21 protein-coding genes and 1 pseudogene are annotated in these 24,407 nt (G+C 71.1%); 7 read left to right on the top strand and 15 right to left on the bottom strand.

Annotation, left to right across the window (positions count from 1 at the left end):
* Positions 1-93 precede the first annotated feature (93 nt).
* The gene (locus OG965_RS36375; protein WP_371656334.1) at positions 94-762 is read right to left on the bottom strand and encodes a TetR/AcrR family transcriptional regulator; all 669 of its coding nucleotides are present in this window, start codon (positions 760-762) and stop codon (positions 94-96) included.
* Between the two features lie 101 nt (positions 763-863).
* Here OG965_RS36375 and OG965_RS36370 point away from each other — a divergent pair, with 101 nt between their 5' ends.
* The gene (locus OG965_RS36370) at positions 864-1,910 is read left to right on the top strand and encodes a serine/threonine dehydratase (RefSeq protein ID WP_371656333.1); all 1,047 of its coding nucleotides are present in this window, start codon (positions 864-866) and stop codon (positions 1,908-1,910) included.
* Between the two features lie 98 nt (positions 1,911-2,008).
* Here OG965_RS36370 and OG965_RS36365 read toward each other — a convergent pair whose 3' ends face one another.
* On the bottom strand, positions 2,009-2,338 hold the full coding sequence (locus OG965_RS36365) for a helix-turn-helix transcriptional regulator (RefSeq protein WP_371656332.1): 330 nt from the start codon (positions 2,336-2,338) through the stop codon (positions 2,009-2,011).
* A gap of 138 nt (positions 2,339-2,476) precedes the next feature.
* Between OG965_RS36365 and OG965_RS36360 the strand changes: the two genes are divergently transcribed.
* Entirely contained in the window at positions 2,477-2,905 is a 429-nt protein-coding gene (locus OG965_RS36360) for an STAS domain-containing protein (protein WP_371656331.1), read from the top strand.
* Here the strand turns inward: OG965_RS36360 and OG965_RS36355 are convergent.
* Entirely contained in the window at positions 2,868-3,743 is an 876-nt protein-coding gene (locus OG965_RS36355) for an NADAR family protein (RefSeq protein ID WP_371656330.1), read from the bottom strand. The genes OG965_RS36360 and OG965_RS36355 overlap by 38 nt on opposite strands.
* Before the next feature lie 331 nt (positions 3,744-4,074).
* A complete protein-coding gene (locus tag OG965_RS36350) occupies positions 4,075-5,238 on the bottom strand; it encodes an SGNH/GDSL hydrolase family protein (protein ID WP_371656329.1) in 1,164 nt (387 codons plus the stop codon).
* A gap of 179 nt (positions 5,239-5,417) precedes the next feature.
* On the opposite strand from OG965_RS36350, the gene OG965_RS36345 reads away from it, so the two are divergent.
* A complete protein-coding gene (locus OG965_RS36345; RefSeq protein WP_371656328.1) occupies positions 5,418-6,065 on the top strand; it encodes a TetR/AcrR family transcriptional regulator in 648 nt (215 codons plus the stop codon).
* Positions 6,066-6,125: 60 nt separating this feature from the next.
* Here OG965_RS36345 and OG965_RS36340 read toward each other — a convergent pair whose 3' ends face one another.
* Positions 6,126-6,962, bottom strand: coding sequence for a MerR family transcriptional regulator (locus OG965_RS36340; protein WP_371656327.1), 837 nt, complete (start codon positions 6,960-6,962; stop codon positions 6,126-6,128).
* A 134-nt stretch (positions 6,963-7,096) separates the two neighbouring features.
* On the opposite strand from OG965_RS36340, the gene OG965_RS36335 reads away from it, so the two are divergent.
* The gene (locus OG965_RS36335) at positions 7,097-7,660 is read left to right on the top strand and encodes a DinB family protein (RefSeq protein ID WP_371656326.1); all 564 of its coding nucleotides are present in this window, start codon (positions 7,097-7,099) and stop codon (positions 7,658-7,660) included.
* A gap of 157 nt (positions 7,661-7,817) precedes the next feature.
* Here OG965_RS36335 and OG965_RS36330 read toward each other — a convergent pair whose 3' ends face one another.
* The 4 genes from OG965_RS36330 to OG965_RS36315 form a co-directional block, all read right to left on the bottom strand.
* The gene (locus OG965_RS36330) at positions 7,818-8,366 is read right to left on the bottom strand and encodes a YciI family protein (protein ID WP_371657157.1); all 549 of its coding nucleotides are present in this window, start codon (positions 8,364-8,366) and stop codon (positions 7,818-7,820) included.
* Between the two features lie 81 nt (positions 8,367-8,447).
* Positions 8,448-9,326: an aminoglycoside phosphotransferase family protein gene (locus tag OG965_RS36325; protein ID WP_371657156.1), complete on the bottom strand. Its 879-nt coding sequence runs from the start codon at positions 9,324-9,326 to the stop codon at positions 8,448-8,450.
* A 347-nt stretch (positions 9,327-9,673) separates the two neighbouring features.
* Positions 9,674-10,696, bottom strand: a complete 1,023-nt coding sequence (locus OG965_RS36320; RefSeq protein WP_371656325.1) for a hypothetical protein — start codon at positions 10,694-10,696, stop codon at positions 9,674-9,676.
* A 134-nt stretch (positions 10,697-10,830) separates the two neighbouring features.
* Positions 10,831-11,892, bottom strand: a complete 1,062-nt coding sequence (locus OG965_RS36315) for a M20 family metallopeptidase (protein ID WP_371657155.1) — start codon at positions 11,890-11,892, stop codon at positions 10,831-10,833.
* 74 nt (positions 11,893-11,966) lie between these two features.
* Here OG965_RS36315 and OG965_RS36310 point away from each other — a divergent pair.
* Positions 11,967-12,155, top strand: a pseudogene (locus OG965_RS36310) (kinase); the annotation flags it as partial.
* Positions 12,156-12,197: 42 nt separating this feature from the next.
* On the opposite strand, the gene OG965_RS36305 reads toward OG965_RS36310, so the two are convergent.
* On the bottom strand, positions 12,198-13,322 hold the full coding sequence (locus OG965_RS36305) for a sensor histidine kinase (RefSeq protein ID WP_371656324.1): 1,125 nt from the start codon (positions 13,320-13,322) through the stop codon (positions 12,198-12,200).
* Complete coding sequence (locus OG965_RS36300) at positions 13,319-14,023, bottom strand: response regulator (protein ID WP_371656323.1); 705 nt, start codon at positions 14,021-14,023, stop codon at positions 13,319-13,321. The genes OG965_RS36305 and OG965_RS36300 overlap by 4 nt, the downstream gene beginning before the upstream one ends.
* On the opposite strand from OG965_RS36300, the gene OG965_RS36295 reads away from it, so the two are divergent.
* The gene (locus OG965_RS36295; RefSeq protein ID WP_371656322.1) at positions 13,920-17,213 is read left to right on the top strand and encodes an AAA family ATPase; all 3,294 of its coding nucleotides are present in this window, start codon (positions 13,920-13,922) and stop codon (positions 17,211-17,213) included. The two genes, OG965_RS36300 and OG965_RS36295, sit on opposite strands and share 104 nt — an antisense overlap.
* Before the next feature lie 49 nt (positions 17,214-17,262).
* Here OG965_RS36295 and OG965_RS36290 read toward each other — a convergent pair whose 3' ends face one another.
* Genes OG965_RS36290 through OG965_RS36275 form a run of 4 tightly spaced genes read right to left on the bottom strand, consistent with a single transcriptional unit; the run spans position 17,263 to position 23,521 of the window.
* Positions 17,263-19,830, bottom strand: coding sequence for an acyl-CoA reductase (locus OG965_RS36290; protein ID WP_371656321.1), 2,568 nt, complete (start codon positions 19,828-19,830; stop codon positions 17,263-17,265).
* Complete coding sequence (locus OG965_RS36285) at positions 19,827-21,041, bottom strand: acyl-protein synthase (protein ID WP_371656320.1); 1,215 nt, start codon at positions 21,039-21,041, stop codon at positions 19,827-19,829. Before OG965_RS36285 ends, OG965_RS36290 begins: the two co-directional genes overlap by 4 nt.
* A 3-nt stretch (positions 21,042-21,044) precedes the next feature.
* Positions 21,045-22,217, bottom strand: coding sequence for a GNAT family N-acetyltransferase (locus OG965_RS36280; RefSeq protein WP_371656319.1), 1,173 nt, complete (start codon positions 22,215-22,217; stop codon positions 21,045-21,047).
* Entirely contained in the window at positions 22,214-23,521 is a 1,308-nt protein-coding gene (locus OG965_RS36275) for an MFS transporter (RefSeq protein WP_371656318.1), read from the bottom strand. Before OG965_RS36275 ends, OG965_RS36280 begins: the two co-directional genes overlap by 4 nt.
* A 195-nt stretch (positions 23,522-23,716) precedes the next feature.
* Between OG965_RS36275 and OG965_RS36270 the strand changes: the two genes are divergently transcribed.
* Entirely contained in the window at positions 23,717-24,286 is a 570-nt protein-coding gene (locus tag OG965_RS36270; RefSeq protein ID WP_371656317.1) for a response regulator transcription factor, read from the top strand.
* Positions 24,287-24,407: the final 121 nt, after the last annotated feature.

Genomic DNA, 24,407 nt, shown 5'->3' with positions numbered 1-24,407 from the left:
AGGGCAGAAGTACGACGGGGAACCCGACCGCCGATGCGTGCTCCCGGGCAAGATCCGGGAGCACGTGCGGGCTCAGGCGGTGCCGAGCGGCCGTTACCGAACGCCGCCCGGAGTCACGGCAGTCCGGGTCGGGTCGGCCGCGTCGATGAGCTGGCGGAGCGCCCCGAAGAAGACCTCGTGGTCGACCACGGCGGGCAGGATGGCGGCAAGGTGCCCGGTCAGCACCGGGAACTCGGCGGGGTCCAGCGCGGCCAGCGCGGTGCGGGTGGCGGCCTGGGCGGCGCCGGGGTCGTGGTGGTCGACGAAGCTCGCGCTGCCCAGGGTCAGCAGGTACATCCGCCGGTAGCAGGTGATCGCCTCCTGGGGCGTCATCCCGGCCGCGAGGGAATCGGCCAGTTGCGGCTCGACCAGGCGCTTGAGGATCTGGGGGCCGAGCCAGGGGCGGGCGCCGCGCAGGGCGATCAGGCCCGGATGGGCGGCCAGCAGCTCGTACAGGCGCCGGAAGCGGGCTTCGGTGGCATCCGCCCAGGCAGTGCCGGGTCCGATGTCGGGCAGAGATGCGGCGAGGTGGTCCACGCACAGGTCGAGGAGCCCGGCCAGGTCCGTGCAGCGGCGCTGGAGCGTGGCGTGGGCGATACCGAGCCGGGCGGCCAGGGTCCGGAAGCTCAGGGCCGCGGAGCCTTCCCGGTCCACGATGAGCAGGGCGGCCTCGGCGATGCGCTCGGGGGTCGCGAGGTCGAGGGATGCGGATTGCCTGGGCATGTGAGCCAGCGTACGGTACAGCGTATCGAACGTCATCGTCATCGTCACCGCCCGGGGCCACGCCTCGTCCTGAGCGCCCCCTCCGCATGGGAGTCCCCGACATGCACCAGCTCACGTACGGCGACGTCAAGGCGGCCGCCGACCGCATCGCCGGACGCGTCCGGCCCGTCGCCCTCGCCCCGGCCGATCCCGGGGAGGTCCGCGCCGCCCGTCGCGGCCCGCTCGGCGACCGCCCCGAAGAGGCCTCCAAGGTGTGGCTGGCGCTGGAGTTCATGCAGCACACCGGCTCGTTCAAGGCCCGTGGGGCGCAGAACTTCATCCAGGCCCACCGCGAGGCCGGGACCCTCCCGGACGCCGGGGTGACGATCGCCTCCGGCGGGAACGCCGGGCTCGCCTGCGCATGGGCCGCCCAGCAGCAGGGCGTCACCGCCACCGTCTTCCTGCCCACCACCGCGCCCGCCGTCAAGGTCGCCGGGCTGCGCGGCTTCGGCGCCGACGTCCGGCTGGTCGGCGCCGAGTACGCGGACGCCCTGGCCGCGTGCGAGGACTTCGCCGCCACGACCGGCGCGCTCGCCTCGCACGCGTACGACCACCCGCTCATCGCCGCCGGGGCCGGCACCCTGCTGGAGGAGATCCTCCAACAGGTCCCCGACCTGAACACCGTGGTGGTCGCGGTGGGCGGCGGGGGCCTGTTCGCGGGCGTCGCCACCGCCGCCCAGCACCACGGCGTACGCGTCGTCGCGGTCGAGCCGGAGAACTGCCGGGCGCTGAACGCCGCGATCGGGGCCGGTCGTCCGGTCGACGTCACGGTCGACTCGATCGCCGCGGACGCCCTCGGCGCGCGCCGCGCCTCGGCGATGGCCCTGCACGCCGCCCAGCAGGCCGACGTGCACTCCGCACTCGTACCCGACAGCGAGATCGTCCGCGCCCGACAGGCGCTGTGGGACCACCGTCGCATCGCCGTGGAGCACGCCGCCGCGACCGCGCTCGCAGCCCTCACCACGCCGCGGCACCACGCGTCCGACCGGGACCTGCCCGGCACGGCGGGCTTCGGCTACCGGCCCGGCGACGGCGAGAAGGTCGCCGTCGTCCTCTGCGGCGCCAACACCGACCTCGGCGACCTCACCCACCAGGTGGAACAGGGCTGATCAGCGGGGGTCGGGGCGGCGGCGAGGCGTGGGCCGGGCCCGCTCATCCCGGGCCCGCGAAAACTCATCGCCCCACGTGCGTCACCCGCCGGCGGCGTTCACAGATGCTGAGGCTGCTGCCCCCGCTGCTCGTCGTGCTGGGCCAGGACCGCGAGCAGCGTCGCCACGGTCAGCCCGGCCTCCGCCGGGTGCCGCAGAGGGGTGCCCGGTTCGATGCGATAGGTGTTGGAACGGCCCTGCCGGGTGTGGGAGAGATATCCGGATTCCTCCAGATCGGAGATGATTCTCTGGACGGCACGCTCGGTGAGGCGGCAGTGCGCGGCGATGTCGCGTATACGGACGGAAGGATCATCGGCGATCGCGGCCAGCACGCGGGCGTGATTGGTCAAGAACGTCCAGCCCGCGTGCGGTTCAGGTACAGCACCCATCCCCTCAGGGTATGACGCACCTTTCGCGCATACAAATAGGCGAAATACTTTTCAGGTATCTCTTGACGTGCCAGGGATGGAGGCGGAACCTGAAGGAAGCCAAGCAGGGCACCGGCGGACGCCTGGGGAGCCAATGCCATGCCAGAGCATGCGATACCCGCACAGATCAATCGCGGGTGCACCACCTACGCGGCACCGGCCTACTCGCCGAGTGGCCGGCCGCTGCCGCGCCTTGAGATCGAGGTCCGCCCAGCAGGCGACCGTCAGCTGGTCGCGGTCACCGGCGAGATCGACATCGACGCCGACCACCTCCTGCACAGCACGCTGCGTGCGGCTCTCGACCGGTCGCGTCACGGTGTCGACCTCGACCTGAGCAAGGTCGACTTCTGCGACTGCTCCGGCCTCAACATCCTGCTGCGCATCCGTCAACGCGCACTCCGGGACGGCAAGACACTCTGCGTCCACGCCGCGAGCAGCGCCGTACGCAGACTGCTGACCGTCACCCGCACACTGCCGCTGCTCGCCCCGGTCAGCCGCGGCGCTCCGCGTGCAGTTCCGAACGAATGAGTTCCAGGAGGCGGCCGGTCCAGTTCCGACCGCGGCCCGAACTGTCGCCCCAGAAGGCGGAGTCGACGTCGTCGTAGACGAGGGTCGCGTCGTCGGTGGCCAGAAGCACTTCGGCCAGGGCCGGGTGCTGGGTGTACTTGGCCCGCAGCAGACGGGTCATCACAGCCAGACGGGCCTGCTCCCAGCCGTCGCGCCGGCCGGCCTCGGCGGCGAGCTTCTTCGCCTCGAACGAGCTGTCCGCTTCGGTGATCGCGGCGCGGGCGTCGGGGTCGGCGGTCGAGAGGGCCCAGTACGCGTGCGCGACGGAGAGGTAGGTGGTGCCGTCCACGTCGACAGGTGCCGGGTAGTCGTTGCGCAGGGCCTTCGTGCCCGGATCGTCGGACGGCTTCAGCGGATAGCTCTGGTAGAGGTGGATCGCGGGGGCGACGCAGGTCGCGGGTCCGTCCGCCGGTGCCCGCGAGGGCCGTTCGGCGATCCACTTCGCCCGGTCCTCGAAGTAGGCGACCGCCTCGTCGTACTCCTCCTGCGTGATCGCGTCGTCCGGCCAGTCCTCCGTGTGCCCGCCCGGCCCGAGCACCAGCACCTGCAGCGGCCCGTCCTTGCGGTCCATGTCGCCGAGCGCGTAGTGGCGCTGCGTTTCCGGGATGGCGAGGTAGGCGGCGCGGGCGGCGGCCCGCCGCTCCTCGGTGCGGTCGGCGAGGAAGGCGTCAACGGCGGCCAGACACCGATCCGTCGAGTCCGGCCGCCCGTTGAGCTGCTCGATGGTGTCGCGCACCTCGGCGAGCAACAGCTCAGGGGTGAGCCAGGTGTACGGCTCGCTGAACTTCCAGGAGGCCAACTCGTGGCCGGACGCCCTGGCGCCTTCCGGGAGTTCGGTGGCGACCCAGCCGCAGCGCAGCTTCTCCTCGAACTCCTCAAGGGTGACCAGGCCCCAGCAGTCGATGAGGCCGTCCGCTTAGATGAACAGGTCGGTGAGGTGGTAGTCGCCGTTGCGGATGAACGCGTGCCGCCAGGTTCCGGGTACTCGTATGCCGTCCGCCATGCGGTGGGTGCGCGCTTTGCCGATCATCGCGACATTGTGGCGGACGCGTAGGCCCCGCGACACCGTGTTTTCGTCCGGCGCCGAGGCTGCCGAGGCCCCGGCCCGAGGGGCGGGGCAACGTACGCCGTCACAGTCCCAGGTGGGCGAGGTCGACCGCGTCGGCCATCCTGCGAGCACCCTCGTCGTTGAGGTGGAGGTGGTCTCCGCTGTCGAGATCGGGGCGGATGAAGTCCGGTGCGTCCGGGTCCTGGACCGCGGCGGCGATGTCGACGACCGCGTCGAAGACGGTCGACGTGCGGATCCAGTCGTTGACCTGACGGCGGATCGCCCGGCCTTCGGGGCTGTCGACCCCGGGGTAGATCGTGCCGGCGTACGGGCCCATGGTCATGCCGATGGTGGTCAGCCCCGCGGTGCGGGCCTTCGCGGCGAGCGCGGTGTAGCCCGCGATCAGGTCCTCGGCGGTGGCGGGCGGCTCGCCGGTCATGCCGGGCAGCCCGAGGTCGTTGAGGCCGAAGTGGAAGAGCACGTGGGTGGCGCCGGGCACGCCGAGGACGTCGCGGTCGAAGCGGGCCAGACCGTGCGGGCCGACCTCGTCGGTCAGCAGCCGGTTGCCGCCGATGCCCTGGTTGACCACCCAACCCCGGGCGATACGGCGGTTGAGGTGGTTGGGGAAGCGGTGGTTGGCGCCCGTCGAGGTGCCCGTACCCTCGAACCAGGAGTCGCCGAACGCGACGGCGATCGCGGTGCCCCGAGGGGCCAGGACGTCGACACCGGTGACGTAGAAGCGGCTGTCCACTTCCTCGGCGCCGTCCAGCACACCCGCCGAGACATGGTCCCCGGACACCGCGTAGGCATTCTGCGACGCGGTGTGGGCGAACGTCGCCAACCCGGTGTCCTCGGGCAGGTACAGACTCAGTACGAGGTCGATGCCGGCGCTCACCGCCAGGTCCACGGGGTCGCTCTGGACCACCTCACCGACCGGGACGGTCACCTCGTCCGCACCGCCGAAGCGCAGCGGCCTGTCGGTCCCGGGCAGGAGGGCGGTGTCGGCGGCGGCATCGACAGCGTCGCCGCGCTCGGCTCGGAGCGCGACCCGAGCGGCGGCTATGACCAGCGGCTCCTTGCCGTACTCGTTGCTGAGCTGGACCCGTACGGCCTCGCCGCCGCCGTCGAGGTGCAGGATCTGACGCAGCGTCTGGTCGCGGAAGCCACGGGACGGCTTGATCTGGATGGTCTCGTGCGGGCTGAGCACGGCGGAACGGAAGCCTGCGACCCAAGCAGTCGTGGTCATGGTGACGAACTCCTCTGCACGGCAAGGAAGGGGAAGCGGCGGCGGGAAGCCCCGCCTTCGATTAACTGAACCATACAGTACAGTTCACCTGTACTCAACGGTTCAGTTGAACTGAACTCAACGGACCGGTTCAGCACTGTCTAGACTGCGGTGCGAGGCGACATAAGGAGACGGCGAGAGTGCGCGCAAGCGAACGGGCCCCCAAGCGGATCCCCTCGGGCGACCGGGCCGCGGCCAAACGCAAGGCGATCGTGGCGGCAGCAACCGAGGCGTTCCTGCGGGACGGCTACAGCGTGGGTATGGACACCATCGCCGCCGAAGCGGGCGTCGCGAAGGTCACCGTCTACAACCACTTCGGCAGCAAGGAAGCCCTCTTCACGGCGATCGTCGGCGACGTCCTCGACGCCGCGCTCGCGGAATCGACCAGGCTGATCGAGGAACGCCTCGGCTCCTCCACCGACGTACGCGCCGACCTCGTCGCGATCTGCGAGGCCTGGGTGGCCGGCCACGCCACCCCCGAGGTGCTCGCACTCCACAACGCCGTCATGGGCTCCATGCCGCAACTGCCCGACCTGGGCCGCACCTGGCAGGAGCAGGGCCCCGAACGCTTCCACCTCATCGTCCGCGCCGCGCTCACCTCACTCGTCGAGCGCGGCGAACTCGCCGTCGACGACATCGAGTTGGCGGCCATCCAGCTCTCCGGCCTGGTCCTGATGCCGCACATCGCGTACGGCTCGGCCGGCGCCGCACCCGACCCCGACCTCACCCAACGGCTGATCACCGGCGGCGTGGACATGTTCCTCGCCCGCTACCGCCCCGCCCCTTGACGGAGAACTCGGGCGAGGGCCGCGCCCCTTCGGCACGGCCCTCTGTCACTGGAAAAGCGATCATTCCTTCGGCGCCAGGGGCCTGTCGACCGGCGTCTGCAGTTCGGTCACCCACTCGTCGCGGTTGTCCGGGCACTCCAGGTTGATCTCCCTGGGGTAGCCGGCCGAGCGGTAGCCGTTGCCGTCGATCCAATGGGCCAGGGTCTGCGCCGTGGGCAGCACCGCGTCCATCGAGCCGCGGTGCACGATCGTCGCCGCCCGGTCGACGGGCGGCAGGTCGAGCACCCTGAAGGCGCCGTCCTGGAGCGGCGCCGCGACCTGGACGCCGGCGTGGACGATGATCCTGCCGTCGCCCTCCGCGGCGTCCTCGTAATAGGCGACACCCGGCCCCGTCGGCGTGACGCCCGCCTCGCCCAGGCGCCGGAACAGCTCGTCGTAGAGCGGCCCGATGACCGAGCTGATGTCCTGCGGCTCGAAGCTCGCGGCGGTCGCGGTCAGCTCCGCCACCCGGACCGCGGGGACGGTCTTGATGACAACGTCGTTCGTGGGCATGTGCCCCTCGCTCTCGATCGACCGGAGCCTCGCCTCGACCTGCACCAACCGCGCCGCCGCAGCGGCCATCGCGGCCTCCAACTCGGCCTGCCGCAGCCGCAGCATGCCGCGCAGCTCCTCGGTGGTGACCTTCCCGTCCAGGATCTCCTGGACCTGCTGAAGGGTGAACCCGAGGTCCTTGAGCGCGATGACACGGTTGAGGCGCGCCAGTTGGGCGGCCGTGTAGTAGCGATAGCCGCTGGCAGGGTCGACATGGGCGGGCCGCAGCAGGCCGGTCGCGTCGTAGTGACGCAGCATCCGGACCGAGACACGACCGTGCCGGGCGAAGTCTCCGATGGTGAACATGATGTCTCCGAGTTCAGCGCCTGACACGGTGTGAGGGTCAACAGACCATGGTGGTGAGGGAGGAACACCGGCCGTCCCAGAGGTCGGTGGGGGCGGCAACCGCCGCTCCACGCCCAGGGGTGATGATTGCGAGCATGACTACCTCAACCAGAAGAGCCGAGCTGTTTGCCGCGGACGGAGACGGACCTGAGCGTCGGTTCAACGGACCTGCGACCGGTGATGAGCGGCGCATGCTCCTCGGCTTCCTGGGGGATCAGCGCGCGACCCTGGAGCTGAAGTGTGCGGGCCTTGAGGCGGAGTTGTCGTCGCGGGCCGTCGAACCGTCCACGCTCTCCCTGCTCGGCCTGGTCCGGCACCTCGCGGATGTGGAGCGCCGCTGGTTCCGCCAGGTGCTGGCCGGGCAGGATGTTCCACTCCTCTTCTCCTCCGCCGAGAACCCCGACGGTGACTTCGACGACGCCGTGTCCGAAAGCCCGGAGGCGATCGCGGAGGCGTGGCAGACCTGGCGGGACGAGGTCGCGTACGCCGACGACTTCGCACGACAGGCTCCGCACCTCGACGTCGAGGGTGAGGACGACGCGTGGCGCGGGACGGTGTCGCTGCGGTGGGTGCTCATCCACATGATCGAGGAATACGCGCGCCACAACGGGCACGCCGACCTGCTCCGCGAGCGGATCGACGGCGCCAGGGGGATATGAGGCCGAGCGGTGATGCCGCCGAGCCATCACCACGGGCGCGAACGCCGTGCGCACTCGGTGCACATCCGCCGGGCCCCGTCGGCAGCCGTGGCCCAGGTCCCCACCTTGCGCCACCCGCCAACCCCTGTCGGCGTACCGCGTCCGCGCCCGTGCCTCGCTACCGCCGCCCGCCGAACTGCCAGTCGTGGACCTCGATGTCGGCATACCGTTCCGGGGTGAGTACGGCGCGTGCCGTGTCCGGGTCCGGGGCCCGGACCAGCGCCGCCGTACCCACCCAGGTGGCCGCGTCGTCGGACAGCAGCGGCCCGTACGCGATCAGGTCGTCCCGGTCCGGCGGCACGACGAGGTCGGCGGGCTCCCCCGAGCCGAGGCCGAGCACCAGGTAGCGGTTGCCACCGTCGCGGCCGCCGGGGAAGTCCCACATGGTGCGCCCCAGCAGGTTGCGCCACCGTCGTACCAGTACGTCCCGGTACGCTCCTGCCTGGTAGTTGGGCTCGTCGAAGGCGAACGCGCGGGCCGCGGCCGGATCCGGCAGGCCGACGATGTGTACGCTTCCGCTGGGCGTCTCACCGTCGTCGCCGAAGGTCGGGCCGCGGGCGATCAGCTCCTTCGCGTACCCGTCCATGTAGGACCAGTGGGCTTCCAGCAGGTCCTCGCGCAGTTTGACGGAATCGGGCCGATCGCGGTGGTAGCAGAAGAACTCCATGGCCACGGAGTCTCCCCGACGTACGGCCGCATCTCAACGGGCTTTCAGTGAGGCCGCATACCTCCGCGCGGGGGCGACCTCTCAGCTGGAGGCCAGAACCCGATCCAGCGCCGCTCGGCCTGCCGGTCCCCATGTCTGCTTTCCGCCGGGCAGTCCCCGCTCCCAAGCCTGCCCGATACCTACGAGGGAGAGGCCTCGCAGCACAGCCCAGCCGCGCGCCCGCCGGATCATCGCCTCGTCCGCATCGGCGTACGTCTCGAAGAACCGCGCAGCCGAGCCCGACGGAAGAAGCAGCCACGCGGCTGCGAGATCCGTCGCCGGGTCACCGGCGCAGAGCTCGCCGAAGTCGAACACGCCTGCGAGCGTCCCGTCCGAGACGGCGACGTTCGCAGGATGAAGGTCCCCGTGGACCCATACCGGCGGGCCCTCCCGGTCGGGAGCCGATACCACCTCCTCCCACACATCCCGGATCTCGACGGGAACGCGGGAGGCGACGGCTTGGAACTGCTCCTCGAAAGGGTGCGTGAGCGAGGTGAGCGGAACGGCGCGCATCGGGTTGGTCGGCGCCCCGGCGGGCGCGTTCCTGTGGAGTGCCTTCAGGAAGCCCGCCAAAGTGTCGGCCGCACGGCGGCCCTCGGTGATCGGGGCACGGTCACCCGGCTCGCCGGGAACCCATCTCGCAACGGTCCAGACCGCCGGGAACAGGGCCGACGGCTCACCGAGCCGCAACGGGGTCGGAACCGGGAGCGGAAGGCCCGGAGCCAGCAGGGGCAGCCACTCATACTCCTTGCGGAGGAGTCCCGGCGCGCGTGCCGTGCGCGGCATCCGTACGGCCAACTCGTCGCCGAGCCGCCACAGTTGGTTGTCCCAGCCGCCCTCCACCGGACGCAGGCTGAGCCCGGCAAGGTCCGGATGCTGCGCGTGCAGGAGGGATCGCACCAACCCCGCATCGATCTCCATGCTGTCCACGGATGAAGCTCCTGTCCCTCGCGGTGAGGAGTGCGGGTGGTACTGGTCGTGCGACATCAGTGAGGTTCTCCGGGGCGTTTCCGAGTCTGCGAATCCTCGGGATCCGCTGGGATACGGCGCCGTGCGCGGGCACCGGACAGGAAGACGCGGAGAAAGGCGGGCCTCTTGGCCGCCTCGTGCTCACGCCGAGGCCGGGAACCCCACTCGTGCATGGCCCAAGGCCGACCCGGCAGTCATCTCATGGACCTTAGTGGCTGGTCACAGGCCGGTGCAACGCCATTCGGCCCCATGCCCAAGCCTGTTGGCGTGGCATGGGGCCGCGCGAATACCGGGTGCCGCTATCCCTCGGCCGACCGGCGACGCCGGGCCGTGATGAGCAGGCCCGCCCCTCCGACGAGTGCGAGAGCGGTGCCGCCCGCCGCCCACGGCAGTACGGAACCGGCGCCGGTGGAGGCGAGGGCGGTGCTGCCGTCGTCGGCCGTGGTCTTGTGCTGCGACGGCTTCGCCGCGGCGGGCTCGGCGCCGCCCGTCTTCTTCTCGTCGCCCGGGGCCGGCTTGCCGCCCTTGTCGTCGCCGGTCCTGCCCGTTTCCGGCTTCGGCTTCGGCTTCGGAGTCGGCTTGCTCTTCCCCGCGGCGGCGTCGGCCTCGTCCTTCTTGCGCGCCTCGAACTGCCCCTTGTCGAGGAAGGCCTGGACGTCCTCGGGCGTACCCCTGAGCGCCTTCTTCCCGGCCGCCTTCACCGCCGGGCCGCCGTCGTTGATGATTTTGCTGACCAGGACGCGGTTGTCGATGGCGCGGGCCTCGAACTGGTCCACTTCGAGGAACCGCTTGATCGCCTCGGGGGTGTCCTCACGCAGTGCCTTGCGCGCGGCCTCCCGGACCGACGGTCCGCCCGCGCTGAAGATCTGCGCGGTACGCACTCGGTCATCGTCGAAGCGGGCGATGAACTGGCCCTCCTCAAGGAACCTCACGCGGTCCTGAGGAGTGCCCTCAAGCGCCTTCTTGCCCCATTCCCGTACCCCGGGGCCGCCCTTGTTGATGATCTTCGAGATCAGCACCTCGTTGTCCGCGTCGCGCGCGGTGAACTGGTCGACCTCAAGGAAGTGGCGCATCGCCGCCGCCCCTCCGTCGAGCGCCTTGCTCCCGGCCGCCTTGAGGCCGGGGCCCGCGTCCTTGGCCCCCATCAGCCGGAGGATCTCGAACCGGTCGTCCTTCTCCTGCTGTTCAGGAGTCCGAGCAGAGGCCTTCGCACCCGCACCCGGCCCCGAGACGACATGAGCCTTGGCGGTGCCGGCGGCGAACGCCGGAGAGGCGAGCAGAACGGCCGGCGCGATGGCAGCGGATACGACAAGAGTCGACATGCGGGTCAACTTCATGTTGTTCCCCCGGTTTCTCAAGAAATCAGACAAGTAAGACAAGGTCGCCCACATCATAAGTGGACGTTGACCTTCCCTTTACCTCCGACCTCCCTCGCCCAGGCTGCGTCGCCCTCCCGCTAGGCGCTCCGAATCGCCTTCACCAGCCCCGTGACAAGGTTCGCCCGCTCGGCCATCGCCTCGACCACCACATACTCGTGGTCGGCATGGGCCCCGCCCCCGACCGCCCCCAGGCCGTCAAGCGTCGGCACCCCCAGTGCGGCCGTGAAGTTGCCGTCGCTGCCACCGCCCACCGCCACACCCTCGATCTCCGGATGCAACGTCTTCGCCACCGCGAAGAGTTCGGCCGATGCCGACTCGGGCATCGGGGGCCGGCCGACGCCCCCCTCAACCGCGATCTCCGCCTCGTCGAGGTGCGGAGCCAGAGCCGCGAACGCCGATTCGATACGTTCCTTCTCTTCGGCCGACTCGACCCGGACGTCGACGACGACGGTCGCCTCGGCGGGAACGACGTTGTCCAGGGTTCCCGCGGACGCGACGGTCGGGGTGACGGTCGTGCCGATCTCGGGGCGACCGAGCGCCGCGATGTGCAGCACTTGGTGTGCCGCTTCGACCAGGGCGTTGACCCCGGCCTCGGGTTCGAGTCCGGCGTGCGACGCCCGGCCCGCGATCGAGACCCGGAACGTGCCGCAGCCCTTGCGGCCGGTCTTCAGACCTCCGCCGTCAGCGGCGCCCTCGAAGACGAGTACGGCGCCGCAGGCCAGGGCTCGTTCTTCGATGAGGGCCCGAGAGGAACGGGAGCCGACCTCCTCGTCGGCGGTCACCAGGATCTCGACGCCGGACAGGTCGTCGAGCGCCGCCAGCCCATGAATGGCCTGCACCAAACCGCCCAGCATGTCGAACACACCCGGGCCGGTCACTTGCCCGTCCTCGACCCGGAACGGGCGGCGGGCAAGCGTGCCTAGGGGGAACACCGTGTCATGGTGACCGAGGATCAGTACGCGGGGATCGCCACCGCCCGACCAGTGGACGTGCGGCCCGGCCGCGCTCTCGACGAGGACGGCCTTCCCGCCGAGGCGGCTCTCGATGACTCCGGCGACGGTTTTGGCCGACGCCGTCAAGGCATCGACATCGCGCGAGGGAGACTCGACTTCGACGAGTGTCCTGAGGTCCTCGATCATCGCGTCAACACTCACATCAACACTCTTGTGCGTGGTCACGCGGTCAGCGTACTTCGTACGCCCTGACCGACGGCCTCGACGTCTTCGCCGAGGCGGCGGAACTCGACCGCGAACGCACCCGGCGGTGGGCCCAGTTCCACGCCGTCCAGACCGCGTTCCGGGGCCGCCGCCACGGATTCCGCATCGCCCGCAACGGGCCCATGCTGGACCGGTTCACCGAATTCGCGGACCAGTTGGCGGGGTTGCTGACGGAACGAACGTAAGGATCCAAACTCCCTCCCCGGCGCATGGGACGGGGTGTGCGGTCAGGACTGTCCCGTCGCCGTCGGGATGGTGGCGCTGACCGAAAAGCCACCGGCGTCATCCGCGCCCGCGCTGAAGAAACCCCCCAGCAGGTAGACACGCTCGCTGAGGCCGATCAGGCCGTGCCCGCCGCTGGGCAGGTCCAACGGGGCGGCCCCGGGGGCGGCCGCGGCATTGCGGATCTCCACCCGCAGCTCGTGGCCCGCACACCGCAGACGGATGCGGACCTTGGCTCCAGGGGCGTGTTTGCGGACGTTGGTCAGGGCTTCTTGGACGATCCGGAACGCCGCTCTCTCCACGCCTTCCGGACAGGCGGTGCACTCCTCGTAGTCGATGTCGGCATCGACGTCGAGGGTGCTCTCGCCGATGAGCCGGGGCAGGTCCGACAGCCGGGGCTGTGGTCTGCGCTCCACGGGGCCGCCGCCCGCGGCGCGCAGCACGCCGACCATGTGGCGCAGTTCCTCCAGGGTCCTGACGGAGAGCATGCGAATGGTGTCGGCGGTCTCCCGCGACGCGGTGTCCGTGGTACTCATACGCAGCGCGCCGGCCTGCAGGCTGATGAGGCTCACCTGGTGGGCCACGACATCGTGCATCTCACGGGCCAGCTGAGCGCGCTCCGTGGCGAGCACCCGCTCGGCCAGCAGGTGGTCCTCCCTGCTTCGCCCTTCGGTGAGTTCCCTCAGCCGCGCCGCGAGCTCGTGGCGCAACGCGACCGCCCGCCCCAGGGCGATCGCGGCGATGGGCGACCCCAGCACCTTCTCCACCCAGACCAGGTCGGCGAGCCTGCCCCGCAGCTCTGCCGCTCCCAGTGGGTGGGGCAGGACCTCCACGGCCGTCACCAGCAGGGCGCACGTCGTGAGCAGCAGACGGTCCGGTCTGAGGCGGCTGATGGTGTACAGGGCGATCAGCCCTGCCAGCCAGGCGCTGCCCATGTACACACCGGGCAGGGTGACGAGCAGCGTGGTGACCGGCAGCCGCAGCCGGAAGATCAGCGCCAGCCCGGCCCCCACCGAGAGCGTCCGCTCGACAGCGCTCAGCGGGACGTCCGAGATGAAGGTGTCGCCCACGCCCAGGATCACCGGTCCGAGGAGGCACAACAGGCGCCACTGTGCCGGAGTGAGCGTCATACGGGATGCCGGGGCTCGTCCGTGCGGTTCTCCACCAGCCCGGCCCGCTCGGCGATGACGGCCGCTTGTACGCGGTTGAGGCCGCCCAGTTTCCCGAGCAGCGCGCTCACGTGGTCCTTGACGGTGCCGTGCGCGAGGTGGAGGCGGGCCGCGATCTCCGCGTTCGAGAGCCCCTGCCCGAGCAGCACGAGTACCTCCCGCTCCCGGTCGGTGAGTCCTTCCACCGCCCGCTTCGCCGGCTGGGCGCCATCGGTCCCGTCCACATAGCCACCGATCACCGTACGGGCCACCGTGGGGTCCAGGGTGCTTCCTCCGGCGGCCAGCACACGGACGGCCTGGGCGAGCTGCTCGGGCTCGGTGTCCTTGAGCAGGAAGCCGGACGCGCCGGCGCGGAGCGCGGTGGCGAGGTACTCGTCGGTGTCGAACGTGGTGAGCATGGTGACAGCGGGTAGCCGCTCCCCCAGAGCGGCGGCGAGCTGGTTCAGTACGGTCAGCCCGTCCACGTCCGGCATCCGGATGTCCAGCATCACGACGTCGGGCCGCTGCGCGAGGACGGTGTCCACCGCCTGGCCACCGGCGCAGTCCGCGACCACCTCGATGTCCGGTGCCGCACCCAAGATCATCCGCAGGCCCGAGCGAACGAGCTGTTCGTCGTCGACGACCACTACGCGGATCGCCCGATCTTCCCGTTCCGATCCCACGTACCCGACTCTAGGGCGCCCGCGCCCACGGCGCCCCGTGAGGTGCGGGGCACTACCCCCACCGGGTGGCGGGGGCAGGGGCCGACACGGGAGGGGTCCGTCGGCGGGCGGGCCCGGGCCATGGTTGTTTCCGTGGCCCCGCAGCGCCGTACGCATCCCGGCACGGCCCCTCATCGGCGGTCCCTCCCCACACCTCAGGCACCGCCGCCCGCCTCCCCGGGTGCTCGCAGCCTGCCGCCCTCCCGGCCATCCCGCTCTCCTCCCGGCGACGAAAGGCAGCTCCCGTATGTCGCACACAGGTGGTTATACGGCGACAGAACACCGGTATGACACGCTCCCCCTCGCAGGACGCGCGGGGGAACTGCACACACTGTGTGAGACCGTGCGCGCCTCGGCCGCCGGCCACCCGGCGCTGGTCCACCTCGTCGGCGAGTCGGGCATCGGCAAGACGTCGCTGATCCGGGCCCTCACCGGCGCGGGCTTCGGCGTCCCCGTCCTCGTGGGCAGCGCGTGCGGTGCTCCGCTGGAGCGGGATTTCCCCTTCGGGGTGGTGCGCCAGATGTTCGGCGACCTCCTCGCGAAGACCGACGAGCCCACCCGTCAGTCGCTGCTGGACCTGGCCGGCCCGCCGGCGCGGCTCGTGGTGGACGAGGCGTCGTTCGACGCGCCCCCTACCAGTACGTACGCGACGCACCACGCCCTGTACCGGCTGATCACCAAGCTCGCCGAGCGCTCGCCCCTCCTCCTCGTCGTCGACGACGCCCACGCCGCCGACGCCCCCTCGATGCGCTTCCTCTCCTACGCGGCGCACCGGCTCGTCGGCCGCCCCATCACGCTGCTCCTGTCCACCACGGACGGTGAGCAGCCCTACGCGGAGGAGCCCCTCCTCGCCCTGAGCAGCCAGGCCCGTGAACTGCGGCTCGCCCCCATGAGCGACGAGACCGTGGCGGAGGTCGTGCACAGGTCGCTGGGGCGTACGGGCGCGGACGTGGTCGCGGCCTGCACCGAGGTAACCCGGGGTAACCCCTTCTTGCTGGCCGAGCTGCTGCGCGTACTCGGTCAGTCGGGCACCCCCGCGGAGCAGCTCGGCCCCGACGAGGTGCGCCGACTCGGCTCCCCCGCGGTGGCGGCACGGCTGCGCGCACGGTTCCGGGCCCGTCCCGACACCGAAGCCCTGGCACACGCCGTGGCCGTCCTCGGCGACGGTGCCGAGTTCGACGTCGCGGCCGACCTCGCGGGCCTGGCACCGGCCCACGCCGCGCGCGCCCTGGACGCCCTCGCGGCGATGTCCGTGGTGCCCAACTCCCACCCGCTCGGCTTCTCCCACTCCTTCGTGCGCAACGCCGTCCTGGAGAGCATCCCGATGGGCGCGCGCATCACCGCGCACGGCCGGGCCGCGCACCTGCTCCGCGCCGCACACGCCCCGTCCGAGCAGGTCGCCGCCCATCTCCTGCGTTCCCGTTCCTCCGCCGCACCCTGGGCGTGCGAGGAGCTGCGTCGCGCGGCCAAGCTCGCGGCGGGCCGCGGCGCCCCGGACGTCGCTGCCACCTATCTGCGCCACGCCCTCAAGCAGCCGCTGTCGCCGGACGAGCACAGCGCCGTGCTGTGCGACCTCGGCAGCGCCGAGCTGTCGTACGCACCGCACGACAGCATCGCTCATCTGCGGGAGGCGCTGGCGGCCGCCACCGACGCCCGCCAGGCGGCACAGGCGGCGCTCAAGCTCGTGCCCGCGCTGTGCATGCTCTCGGCCCACGAGGAGGCCTCGCAGATCGCGGACACCGTCCTCGCCGACCTCGGCGGCGAGGACCGCGACCTCGCCTGGCGGCTGGAGGCGGCGGCCATGATGCCGGCGTTCCTGCGGCTGCCGACCGTGTCCACCGCCTGGCGTCGAGCGGAGCGCATGGCCCGGCCGGCCCGCGGCGACCTCGATGTGCGCCGCCACCAGCAGGGGATGCTCGCCACCATGACGGCCTGGCGCGGGGAGGACCGCGAGAAGGTGGTGCGCTGCGCACGTGGGGCGATCCTCGGCGCCGACCAGAACTTCTTCCGCCCGCCCTCCTACTACACGTTGTTCGCCCTGGCCCGCACCGACGCCTCGGCCGCCATCGACGAGGTGTACGCCGTCACCGACCGCATCGCCCAGGGCAGCGGGTGGCCCCGCGCCGTCGCCATCATGGAGATGGCCCACGGCCTGAAAGCCACCCACTCGGGAGACCTGCACGAGGCGGCCCGGCGTTTCTCCACCGCTCTGAAGTCGTTCGAGGACTACGGCATCGATGTGCGCCGCGACCACTGCGCCGTCACCTGCGCCGTCTGGCTCACCGACGTCCTCGTCTCGCTCGGACGGATGGGCGAGGCCCGCGAACTCCTCTCCCGCCACATGAGCGCGGAGGACGATGTGCCGCAGATCCTGGAATACACGTTCCTCCTCTACGCACGAGGCCGCCTGCGCCTGGCCGAAGGGGACCCCCAGGGTGCCGTCGAGGACCTGGAGGAGTGCGGTCGGCGGGCGGAGGCATGGCAGATGCGCAACCCCGCGATTCTGCCCTGGCGCTCACGGGCCGCGGCGGCCCACACCGCACTCGGGCAGCGCGAGCGCGCCCGTGAGCTGGCCGAGGAAGACCTGGCCCTGGCATTCGTCTGGGGGACCGACCGCGTCATCGGCGTCGCCCAGCACGCGCTGGCCATGGCTGTGGGCGCGGGCGAGGGACACGAACTGCTGAAGGCCGCGGTGGCGCGGCTCGCCGCCTCCCCCTACCGCCTCGGCCACGCCGCGGCGCTGCTGGACCTGGCGGCGCTGGTTCACGCGGAGGGCAGCGACGACGAGGCCCGCGCCATCCTGGACCAGGCGATCCCCCTGGCGTCCGAGTGCGGCGCCGAGCCGCTGGCGCGGCGCGGGGAGGAGCTGCTCGCCGGGATCCGTGGCGGGCGGCGCAAGGGACGCCGTGCGCACATTCCGCACGGTCTCACCCCGCAGGAGCACCAGATCGGCCTCGCCGCGGCACGCGGCGCCACGAACCGGCAGATCGCCCAGAACCTGTGCGTCAGCGTCCGCAACGTGGAGTTCCACCTCTCCAGCGCCTATCGCAAGCTGGGAGTGAAGCGGCAGGGCCTCGGCCCGCTGCTCCTGATCGGCGCCGCCCCGGAAACCCCGAAAGCCCCGGAGATGGCCGGGGCGGGCAGTCGCTGAGGTCCCAGAGCATCGCGGGCACCGCCGGACCGGCGGTGCCCGCGATGTCTTACCCCGGCAGTCGCCGGTCCACCACCGTGCGCAACTTCCCGCTCGCCGCGCTGCGTTCGAAGTCGCCAGGAGCGACCGCTTGGACCGACAGGTCGAGCAGCCCCTCAGCGGTGACCGCTTCGTACAGTTCGGGGTAGTGGGCCAGCAGGGTGCGGGTCGCTGCCGCCGGGTCGCTCACGCCGTCCTCGTCCATCCTGACGGTGATCCGCTCACGGCTCGGGGCCGCCTCCACTACCATCTGGAGTTCGCCGCAGTACCCGAGGTGTTCCGCCGCGATACGGGCGATGCGCCGGTAGTTGACGAAGTACGTTCCGGCTCGGACCACGTCCCCGGTGCGGCCGAGCAGTTCGAAGCGGGGGGTGGTGCGACCGCAGTCGCACGTGCCCTCGACCCACCGTCCCAGGTCACCCTGCTCGTAGCGGGTGATGGGCGGCGCGCTGCGGGTGTGCGGCGTGAAGACCAGGCGGCCGGTGGCCCCTCGCGCGACCGGGCGGTCGGAGTCGACTTCGAGGATCTCCAGGGTGAACAGGTCGCTGAAGAGGTGGTGGACGCTGCCTTCGGCGTGTCCGCACTGGTGGCCCATGGTGCCGAGGTCCGTCCCGCCGTACACGAACGAGCGGATCAGCTCGACGCCGTGGCGTTCTCGGAGCTGGGCGCGCTGCTCGGCACTGAAGTGCTCGCCGCCGTAGAAGATCTTCTTGACGCCGCCGTACGCGTCCAGGACGTCACCGGCGTTCTGGAACAGCTGCCAGAGGTACGAGGGCATCGCGAGCAGGGTGTTGGCGCGGTGCCGGACGATGAGCCGGGCGTCGCGTTCGTAGTCACTGCCCGCGCAGATGGGCAGTTGGACCGCGTCTACCGCCTCCAGCAGCCCATGGCCGTAGAGGAAGCTGGCGTACATGTCACCCGCGTACAGGAGGTTCGCCACCCGGTCGGTGCGTACGTCAAGGCCGGCGGCCACCAGTCCCTCGCCGGCGCGGCGCGTCTGTGTGCGGAAGTCGGCGTACGTGTAGAGGGACACGGCCGGGGTTCCGCTGCTGCCGCCGCTGGCCAGATGGAGCTGGGCCTTCTCGGGCGGGATCGAGGCGTTGAGCCTCTGCACATCGGCCTTGCCCAGAACGGGGTCCGCGGGGTCGGGGCGTTGCCACAGCGGGGGCACGGGCTCGCCGTCGGCGGGTCGGCGCAGGTCGTCGAGGCAGGTGTCGTGGGTGAAGCGGTCGTCGAGCCGGGTGCTGACCCGACGGCTGTAGCGCTGCAGGGGGTAGAGGCCGTCGTGCGGTTCGCCGGGGTAGCTGTCCAGCATCGAGCCGACGGGAGTGACGCGCAGGGCTCCGGCCGTGAACAGCCGGGCGGCGAGGCCCGGGACGTCGCCGCGTGCGGCGGCGAGACCGGCCGTCTGCAGGAAGCGGCGCATGGGACGCAGCGTGCTGATGATCTCGTCACGGGGTAGCGGCTTGACCCATACCGTGCGGTACAGCGGGGAAGCGCGCAGTGCGCCGCGGTGGTCGACGAGGATCCGCCAGGCTCCGGTGGGGCTCTCGTGGACGCGGGTGAGGCCCAGGTGTTCCTCCGTCTTCGCGACGAGCACCGTCGTGGTGATCTCGGCCTGTTCGTGCACGGAAGGGTCGGACGCGGCGTCGGCGCGCCGGTCCAGGGCGTCGCCCAGACGTCGGGCGAAGGCGGACAGTTCCTCGCGGTCGGCGGTGTCCAGGTAGACGACCTGGGGGCTGGAGCAGGCCTGCTGGTCGAGCCGGCAGACACTGTCGGCGATGCCGCTCAGCGTCTGCTCGTCGCTCCACAGCGCGGACGTCACATACGCGAAGGAGATCTTGTGGCCGAACGCGATGAGCCGGCACCCCGCCGGTACGTGGGCGGCGACTCCGGTTATCGCCTCTTCTCCGCCCCATGCGGCGACCGCGTCGGCCGCCTGGCAGACACGCCGGAGCCAGTCGGTGCGTGACGAGGGGAACCGCAGGACGATGAGCCGGTCGGCGATGCGGCCGTCCGGGTCGAGCGTGCCCAGCGCGTGCAGAAGGTGGTGGGTGAACAGTGAATCGCCGCCACTCACCTTGATGACGTTCACATTGCCCGCGAGCAGCCCCTCGACGGCGCTGAAGATCCCCACGATCGGGTCGTTGCTGGCCGTGATGTGCGTCAGCAGACCCACCGGCTGCCAGGACTCGAAGACGGGAGTGCGGAAGTCGGTGCGCGTCAGGCTCTGCGGGGCGGTGCCGCCCAGCTCTGCCACGACCTTTCTCTCCAGGCCGTCGCGGCGCAGGAAGTCCGCGATCTCGGCCAGGCTCCGCTCGGCCGAGGCGAGGTCCTGACCCGCCGCCACCAGATGGTCGGCCAGAGCCGTGCGGGTGGGGTGCTCCGGTGTGCCCAGCACAGTGCTCAACCGGTCGCAGGCCGCGATGACCTGGCGGGCGGAGAGCGGCCGGGTCAGTTCGTCGGCGACCAGGGCCGGCAGGTCCACCAGGCGCTTGCCCGCCTCCGTGTCGCCGATCCAGGCGCCCTGCCAGAGGTGGTCGTGCGCGATGCCGTTCGGGTGGCTCATCTCGTTCATGACGCTTCCTTGTTGAGCAGTTCGGCTGCGGCCACGGCGCAGCTGCGGTTGGTGCTGGTCCCGGCCCGGCCGTGGATCTCGAACCACGGTGTGTCCAGGCCGCAGCCGCACTCCTCGCCCGGGTGGATCGACACCAGGTCGCCCATCACGACGCTGTGCACCGGCACCGACGTCATGAACGGGGCCACGCAGTGGAGATAGCCCTTCTCCCCGTACGGCAAGGGCCGCAGAGTGGTCACGTCGCGGGCGAAGATGCGTGACCACACCGGGGCGTGCAGGTGGTGGCGGGCGCATTCGGCGTAGGTGACACCGTGCTCCACCGCCCCGTAGCTGTCGCGGACGCGGTGGTGCGGGATACCGAGCTGCTCCTCGACGCGGTCGTACAGCTCGTGTTTGCCGATCTGGCGCCCTGAGTGGCCCTTCCAGCCGCCTCCCAGGTAGATGAAGGAGTCGGCGCGGAGGTTGAGCGGGGGCACTCCCATCGCCCGCATCCGTTCGAGGGTGAACCACAGGAAGGAGGGAAACCCCAACAGCCGTACGGGTACGTCCTCTTCGGCGTACCGGAGCAGCGTGTCGACACAGCCGAAGGCGTCGAAGACGTGCTCGTCGCCGACCGCGCGCAGGGCGAAGGCGCGGCGGTTGACCGGGGCGAGGTCGCACAGGAAGTTGTCGGTGAAGGCGGTGCCGAGCTGGAGCCGGTCGGTGGGCTCGTAGCTGTAGAGCAGGTAGTTGTTGGGCTGATCCGGGGTGACGAACCCGTAGTGGTCGAGGACGAACGCGGCCATCCGCATCACCGAGCCGATGGACCAGCTGTCGAAGAACATCTGCGACTTCTGGCCGCTGGTGCCGGAGGACGTCAGATGGGCGACGACGTGTTCCGGCGGGATGGACGTCACCTCGTGGGACTTGAAGAAGTTGGCGTGGATCAGCGGCAGGGTGGCGGCGTCGTCCGCCGTCCGCAGCGCCGTGGCACCCCGCCGTACGTGCTCCTGCCACACCCGGCGGTAGAACGGCGAGCCCTCCGCGTGCCAGGCGGTGACCTCGTTGACGGCGGCGGCGAACAGTTCGTCGACGGCGGGGCCCGTGGCGTACGGGTCGCGCAGATCACCCAGTCGCTGGAGGTGTCCGAGCGCCGTCGCATCCGGCACGGGCAGCGGGTCGAAGTACTTCAGGTGTGCGGGTCGCGCGTCCGGGGCCAAGGACATGGTCATGGCTCACCCTCGCTTCGTGGTGTCGGAAGGATCCGGGCACTCGGGGGCCCGGACATGGCTGTGCCGTCTCACGTACGGCGAGAACCGGTCATCGACGCGGAGCGAGTCCGCGTCCACCCGGGCGGCCGTGTGGCTGAGCAGGACGTAGTCGTGCCACACCCCGTCTTCGAGGCGCATCGCGGGGTAGAGGGCGGTGGGGGTGAATCCGTGCGCGAGGTGCTGCTCTATCCGGTTCCTGTCGTGCAGAGGAAGCACCGCCTCGATGTACGCGGCTCCACGGTCGGCCATCGCCCGCAGGACGTCACCGAGAGCCTCCTCGGGCTCCTCGGACGAAGGGTGAGCGTCCAGAAGCAGGCCGTTGCCCGCGATCGCGTCGATGACGGCGTACGCCTCGAAACGACCGTCAGGCGAGGTGAGCAGGGTGTTCGGGAGGTGCAGCGGCAGGGTGGGCGCCGTCCCGGAGGGGGTCCGCGCATAGCTCTGGAGGACGAGCCCGGGGTCGTGGCTCACCTGGAGGTCGGTGCCTGCCCGGGTGCGCGAGGGGACCGGCGCGGGCTCCGCGTGGATGTCGTCGAAGGCGACACCGTGGCTCCGAGCGGCTTCCAGCAGGGGCGCCAATTCCCTGGGCACCCTTCCCGGCGCCCGGCGGTTGGCCGGGATCCCGTCGCGGTAGCGGACCAGCAGGGCCAGGGTCTCCACCTCGCGCAGGGTGACCGCACCTGGCAGCACGCCCAGCGGATGGAAGCCGTGCCGCAGCAGCAGCCGCTGCGGGGCCGACGAGACGCACCGGGCGGTGGCGTACACCGAGTCCAGGCGGCCCTCGGCGCCGAACGCCGACTCCAGGAGCGCCTCCAGCAGCGAACCGGCGATCCCGGCGCCCGCGTGGCCCGGGTGTACGGCGATCCCCTCGACCTTGCCGATACGCAGCGGCACATCGCTGCGCAGCAGTGCCGAGCCGACCACTTCACCGGTCGCCATGTCGCGGGCGACCCGCCACTCCACGGCGGGATCGGTCATGGCGGCTGCCATCGCGACCGGGTCCGTGCCCAGCCGCAGCGGATAGCAGTCGCCGTATACCGCCTGGTACAGACTCCGCAGCGCGGCCACGTCGCCGACGGCGGCGGTGTCGACGAGGACCCTGGTGCGCGGAGTGGGCCGGGCCAGTGTGGCGGTCATCGCGATTCCTTCTGGTTCTGGGTGCTCGGGTCCTGCTCGTGGAGGTGGGAGTGCCCGGGGACGGGATGGGAGGCCGAGCGGCCGCGCAGCGCCAGGACGGCGGCGATGGGCAGCAGACCGGCGGCCTGGATGAGGAAGAGGGCCTGGGGCGGGACCAGATCTCCGGCCAGGCCGAAGAAGAAGGCGGCCACCGGGAAGCCGGCGCCGAGGAGGGCCAGCATCGCCGCGAAGAACGCGGCCTTGGCCTCGGCCGGCACGGCGCGCTGGAAGGCCGCGACGAACACCACGTTGGTCGCCCCCACGGCCCAGCCCGCGACGGCCAGGGCGGCCAGCACCGCGCCGCGCTCGGCGGTGAGCGCCGGCACGAGGACCGCGGTCCCGAACAGCGCCACGCACCCGCTGCCGATGAGGCGGGGGTGCCCGGGCAGGTACTTGCCGGTGAACACACCGACCAGCAGGCCCAGCCACAGCGCGCCCTCAAGGAGCCCCAGGGTGAGGGCCGGCGCGTGCAGCACGTTCTTCGTGTACAGCGGGAGGACGACGAAGGTGGCTGTGATGAAGAAGTTGGCCGCCGCGAAGCAGATCAGGGCGAGTCTGACGAACGGAAGGCCTGCGAGGCGGCGCCACGTCCGGAGGATGCCGGACTCCACGCTGTCGCCCGAGCCGGTTTCCTGGGGCCGCGGGCGGACGGTGGCCACGAAGGCGGCCGCAGCCGCGTAGGCGCAGGCGCTGACCAGCACCACACCGGTCAGGCCGATCCAGTCGACCAGAACCGCCCCGAACAAGGCCCCGGCCATGCCGACCAGGGAGTAGCTCGACTGCTCGAACGCGGTGGCGTCCTCGATGTCCTCGTCCTCGACCAGTTCCGGTATGGCCTTGGTCAGACACGGGTCGAACAACGCCTGGCAGGAAGCCAGCGCGAACATCGCGGGATACACGGCCAGTGTGGGGATGTCCACCAGCAGCCCGCAGGCCGCCAGCACCGTCATCAGCGCCGTACCGCCGAGCACCGCGGCGCCCAGCACGCTGCGGCTGGGGTGGGTGGCCATCGCCCGCGCCACGAGGGGGGCGAAGACCACGGGTGGGAGAGCCGCGCACACCAGGAACAGCCCTGACGCGAGCCCCCGGTCACCGGTGGCGACCTGTCCCAGGAGCCACCACAGGGCGCCCATCTGGTACATGCGTGTCGCACTCTGGCTCAGCAGTTGTGCCGCCCAGGCACGGGCGAACGCGCCGTTGCGTGCGATCAGTGTCTTTCGTCTGCGGTCGATGGCCACACGGGGAGCGGTGAGCTCACGCGCCATGGGGGGGCACTCTTTCTTCCGGAGTCCGCGCCTGCCGATGGGCCGACGCGCCGTGTTCGCCCCCCAGACACCACTGTCACGCGCGGCAGGCACCGTTTGAATCCGCCCAGCGGCGGCAATCGCCCCGCCGGTCGGCGGGGTCACCAGGTGCTTCCAGCACAGGCGGTCCACCGGGGCCCGCCATAGAGTCGGTACGTGGAGCCAGCAGACGAAGAGATCATCCGGGTCGTCGTCGTCAATGACGGGCAACTGGTCGAATCGGGACTACGGGCGGTCTTGGCGGCTGTCACCTCCATGGAGGTGACAGCCGCTGACACCACCACCCCTTCCTGCGGCAACACCGCTCCGCCGCGCCGCCCCGATGTGCTGCTGCTGAACGTCCGGCTCAGAGATCCCGAGGCCGGGCAGCCCCCGCCGGAGGCATTGACCATGGCCGGAGCACGGCACCCCTGGGCCTCGCGCATCACCGGCACCGTTGTCGAGGGCTTCACGGGGGTCGTGGGGCACGCCCAGGCCGCCAAGCGCGCCATACACCGGCTGACCGACCGCGAGCGGGAAGTGGTCGCCCTGCTCGGGCACGGTCTGTCCAACGCCGAGATCGCCGAGCACATGCACCTCGCCCACGGCACGGTCAAGGACCATGTGAGCGCGATCCTCGGCAAACTCGGCGGGGTCAACCGTGTCCAGGCCGCCGTACTCGCCGAACGAGCGGGTCTGATCATGCAGTTCACCGTCTCCTCGGCCGATGGGCACCGACAGGGTTGACAGCGGCACAGAGCCCGGGGGGATCACCGGGCGGGTGCGGCCGGGGGCGCGGCGCCGTCATCCGGATTGCTCCGGTCCTGGTCAGCAGGGCCCTGGCTGCCTGCGGCCGCTGCGGACAGCA

Source organism: Streptomyces sp. NBC_00224 (genome assembly GCF_041435195.1).
Classification (GTDB): domain Bacteria; phylum Actinomycetota; class Actinomycetes; order Streptomycetales; family Streptomycetaceae; genus Streptomyces.
The sequence above is the reverse complement of the archived record's forward strand: the minus strand, read 5'-3'. Positions and strand labels throughout refer to the sequence as shown.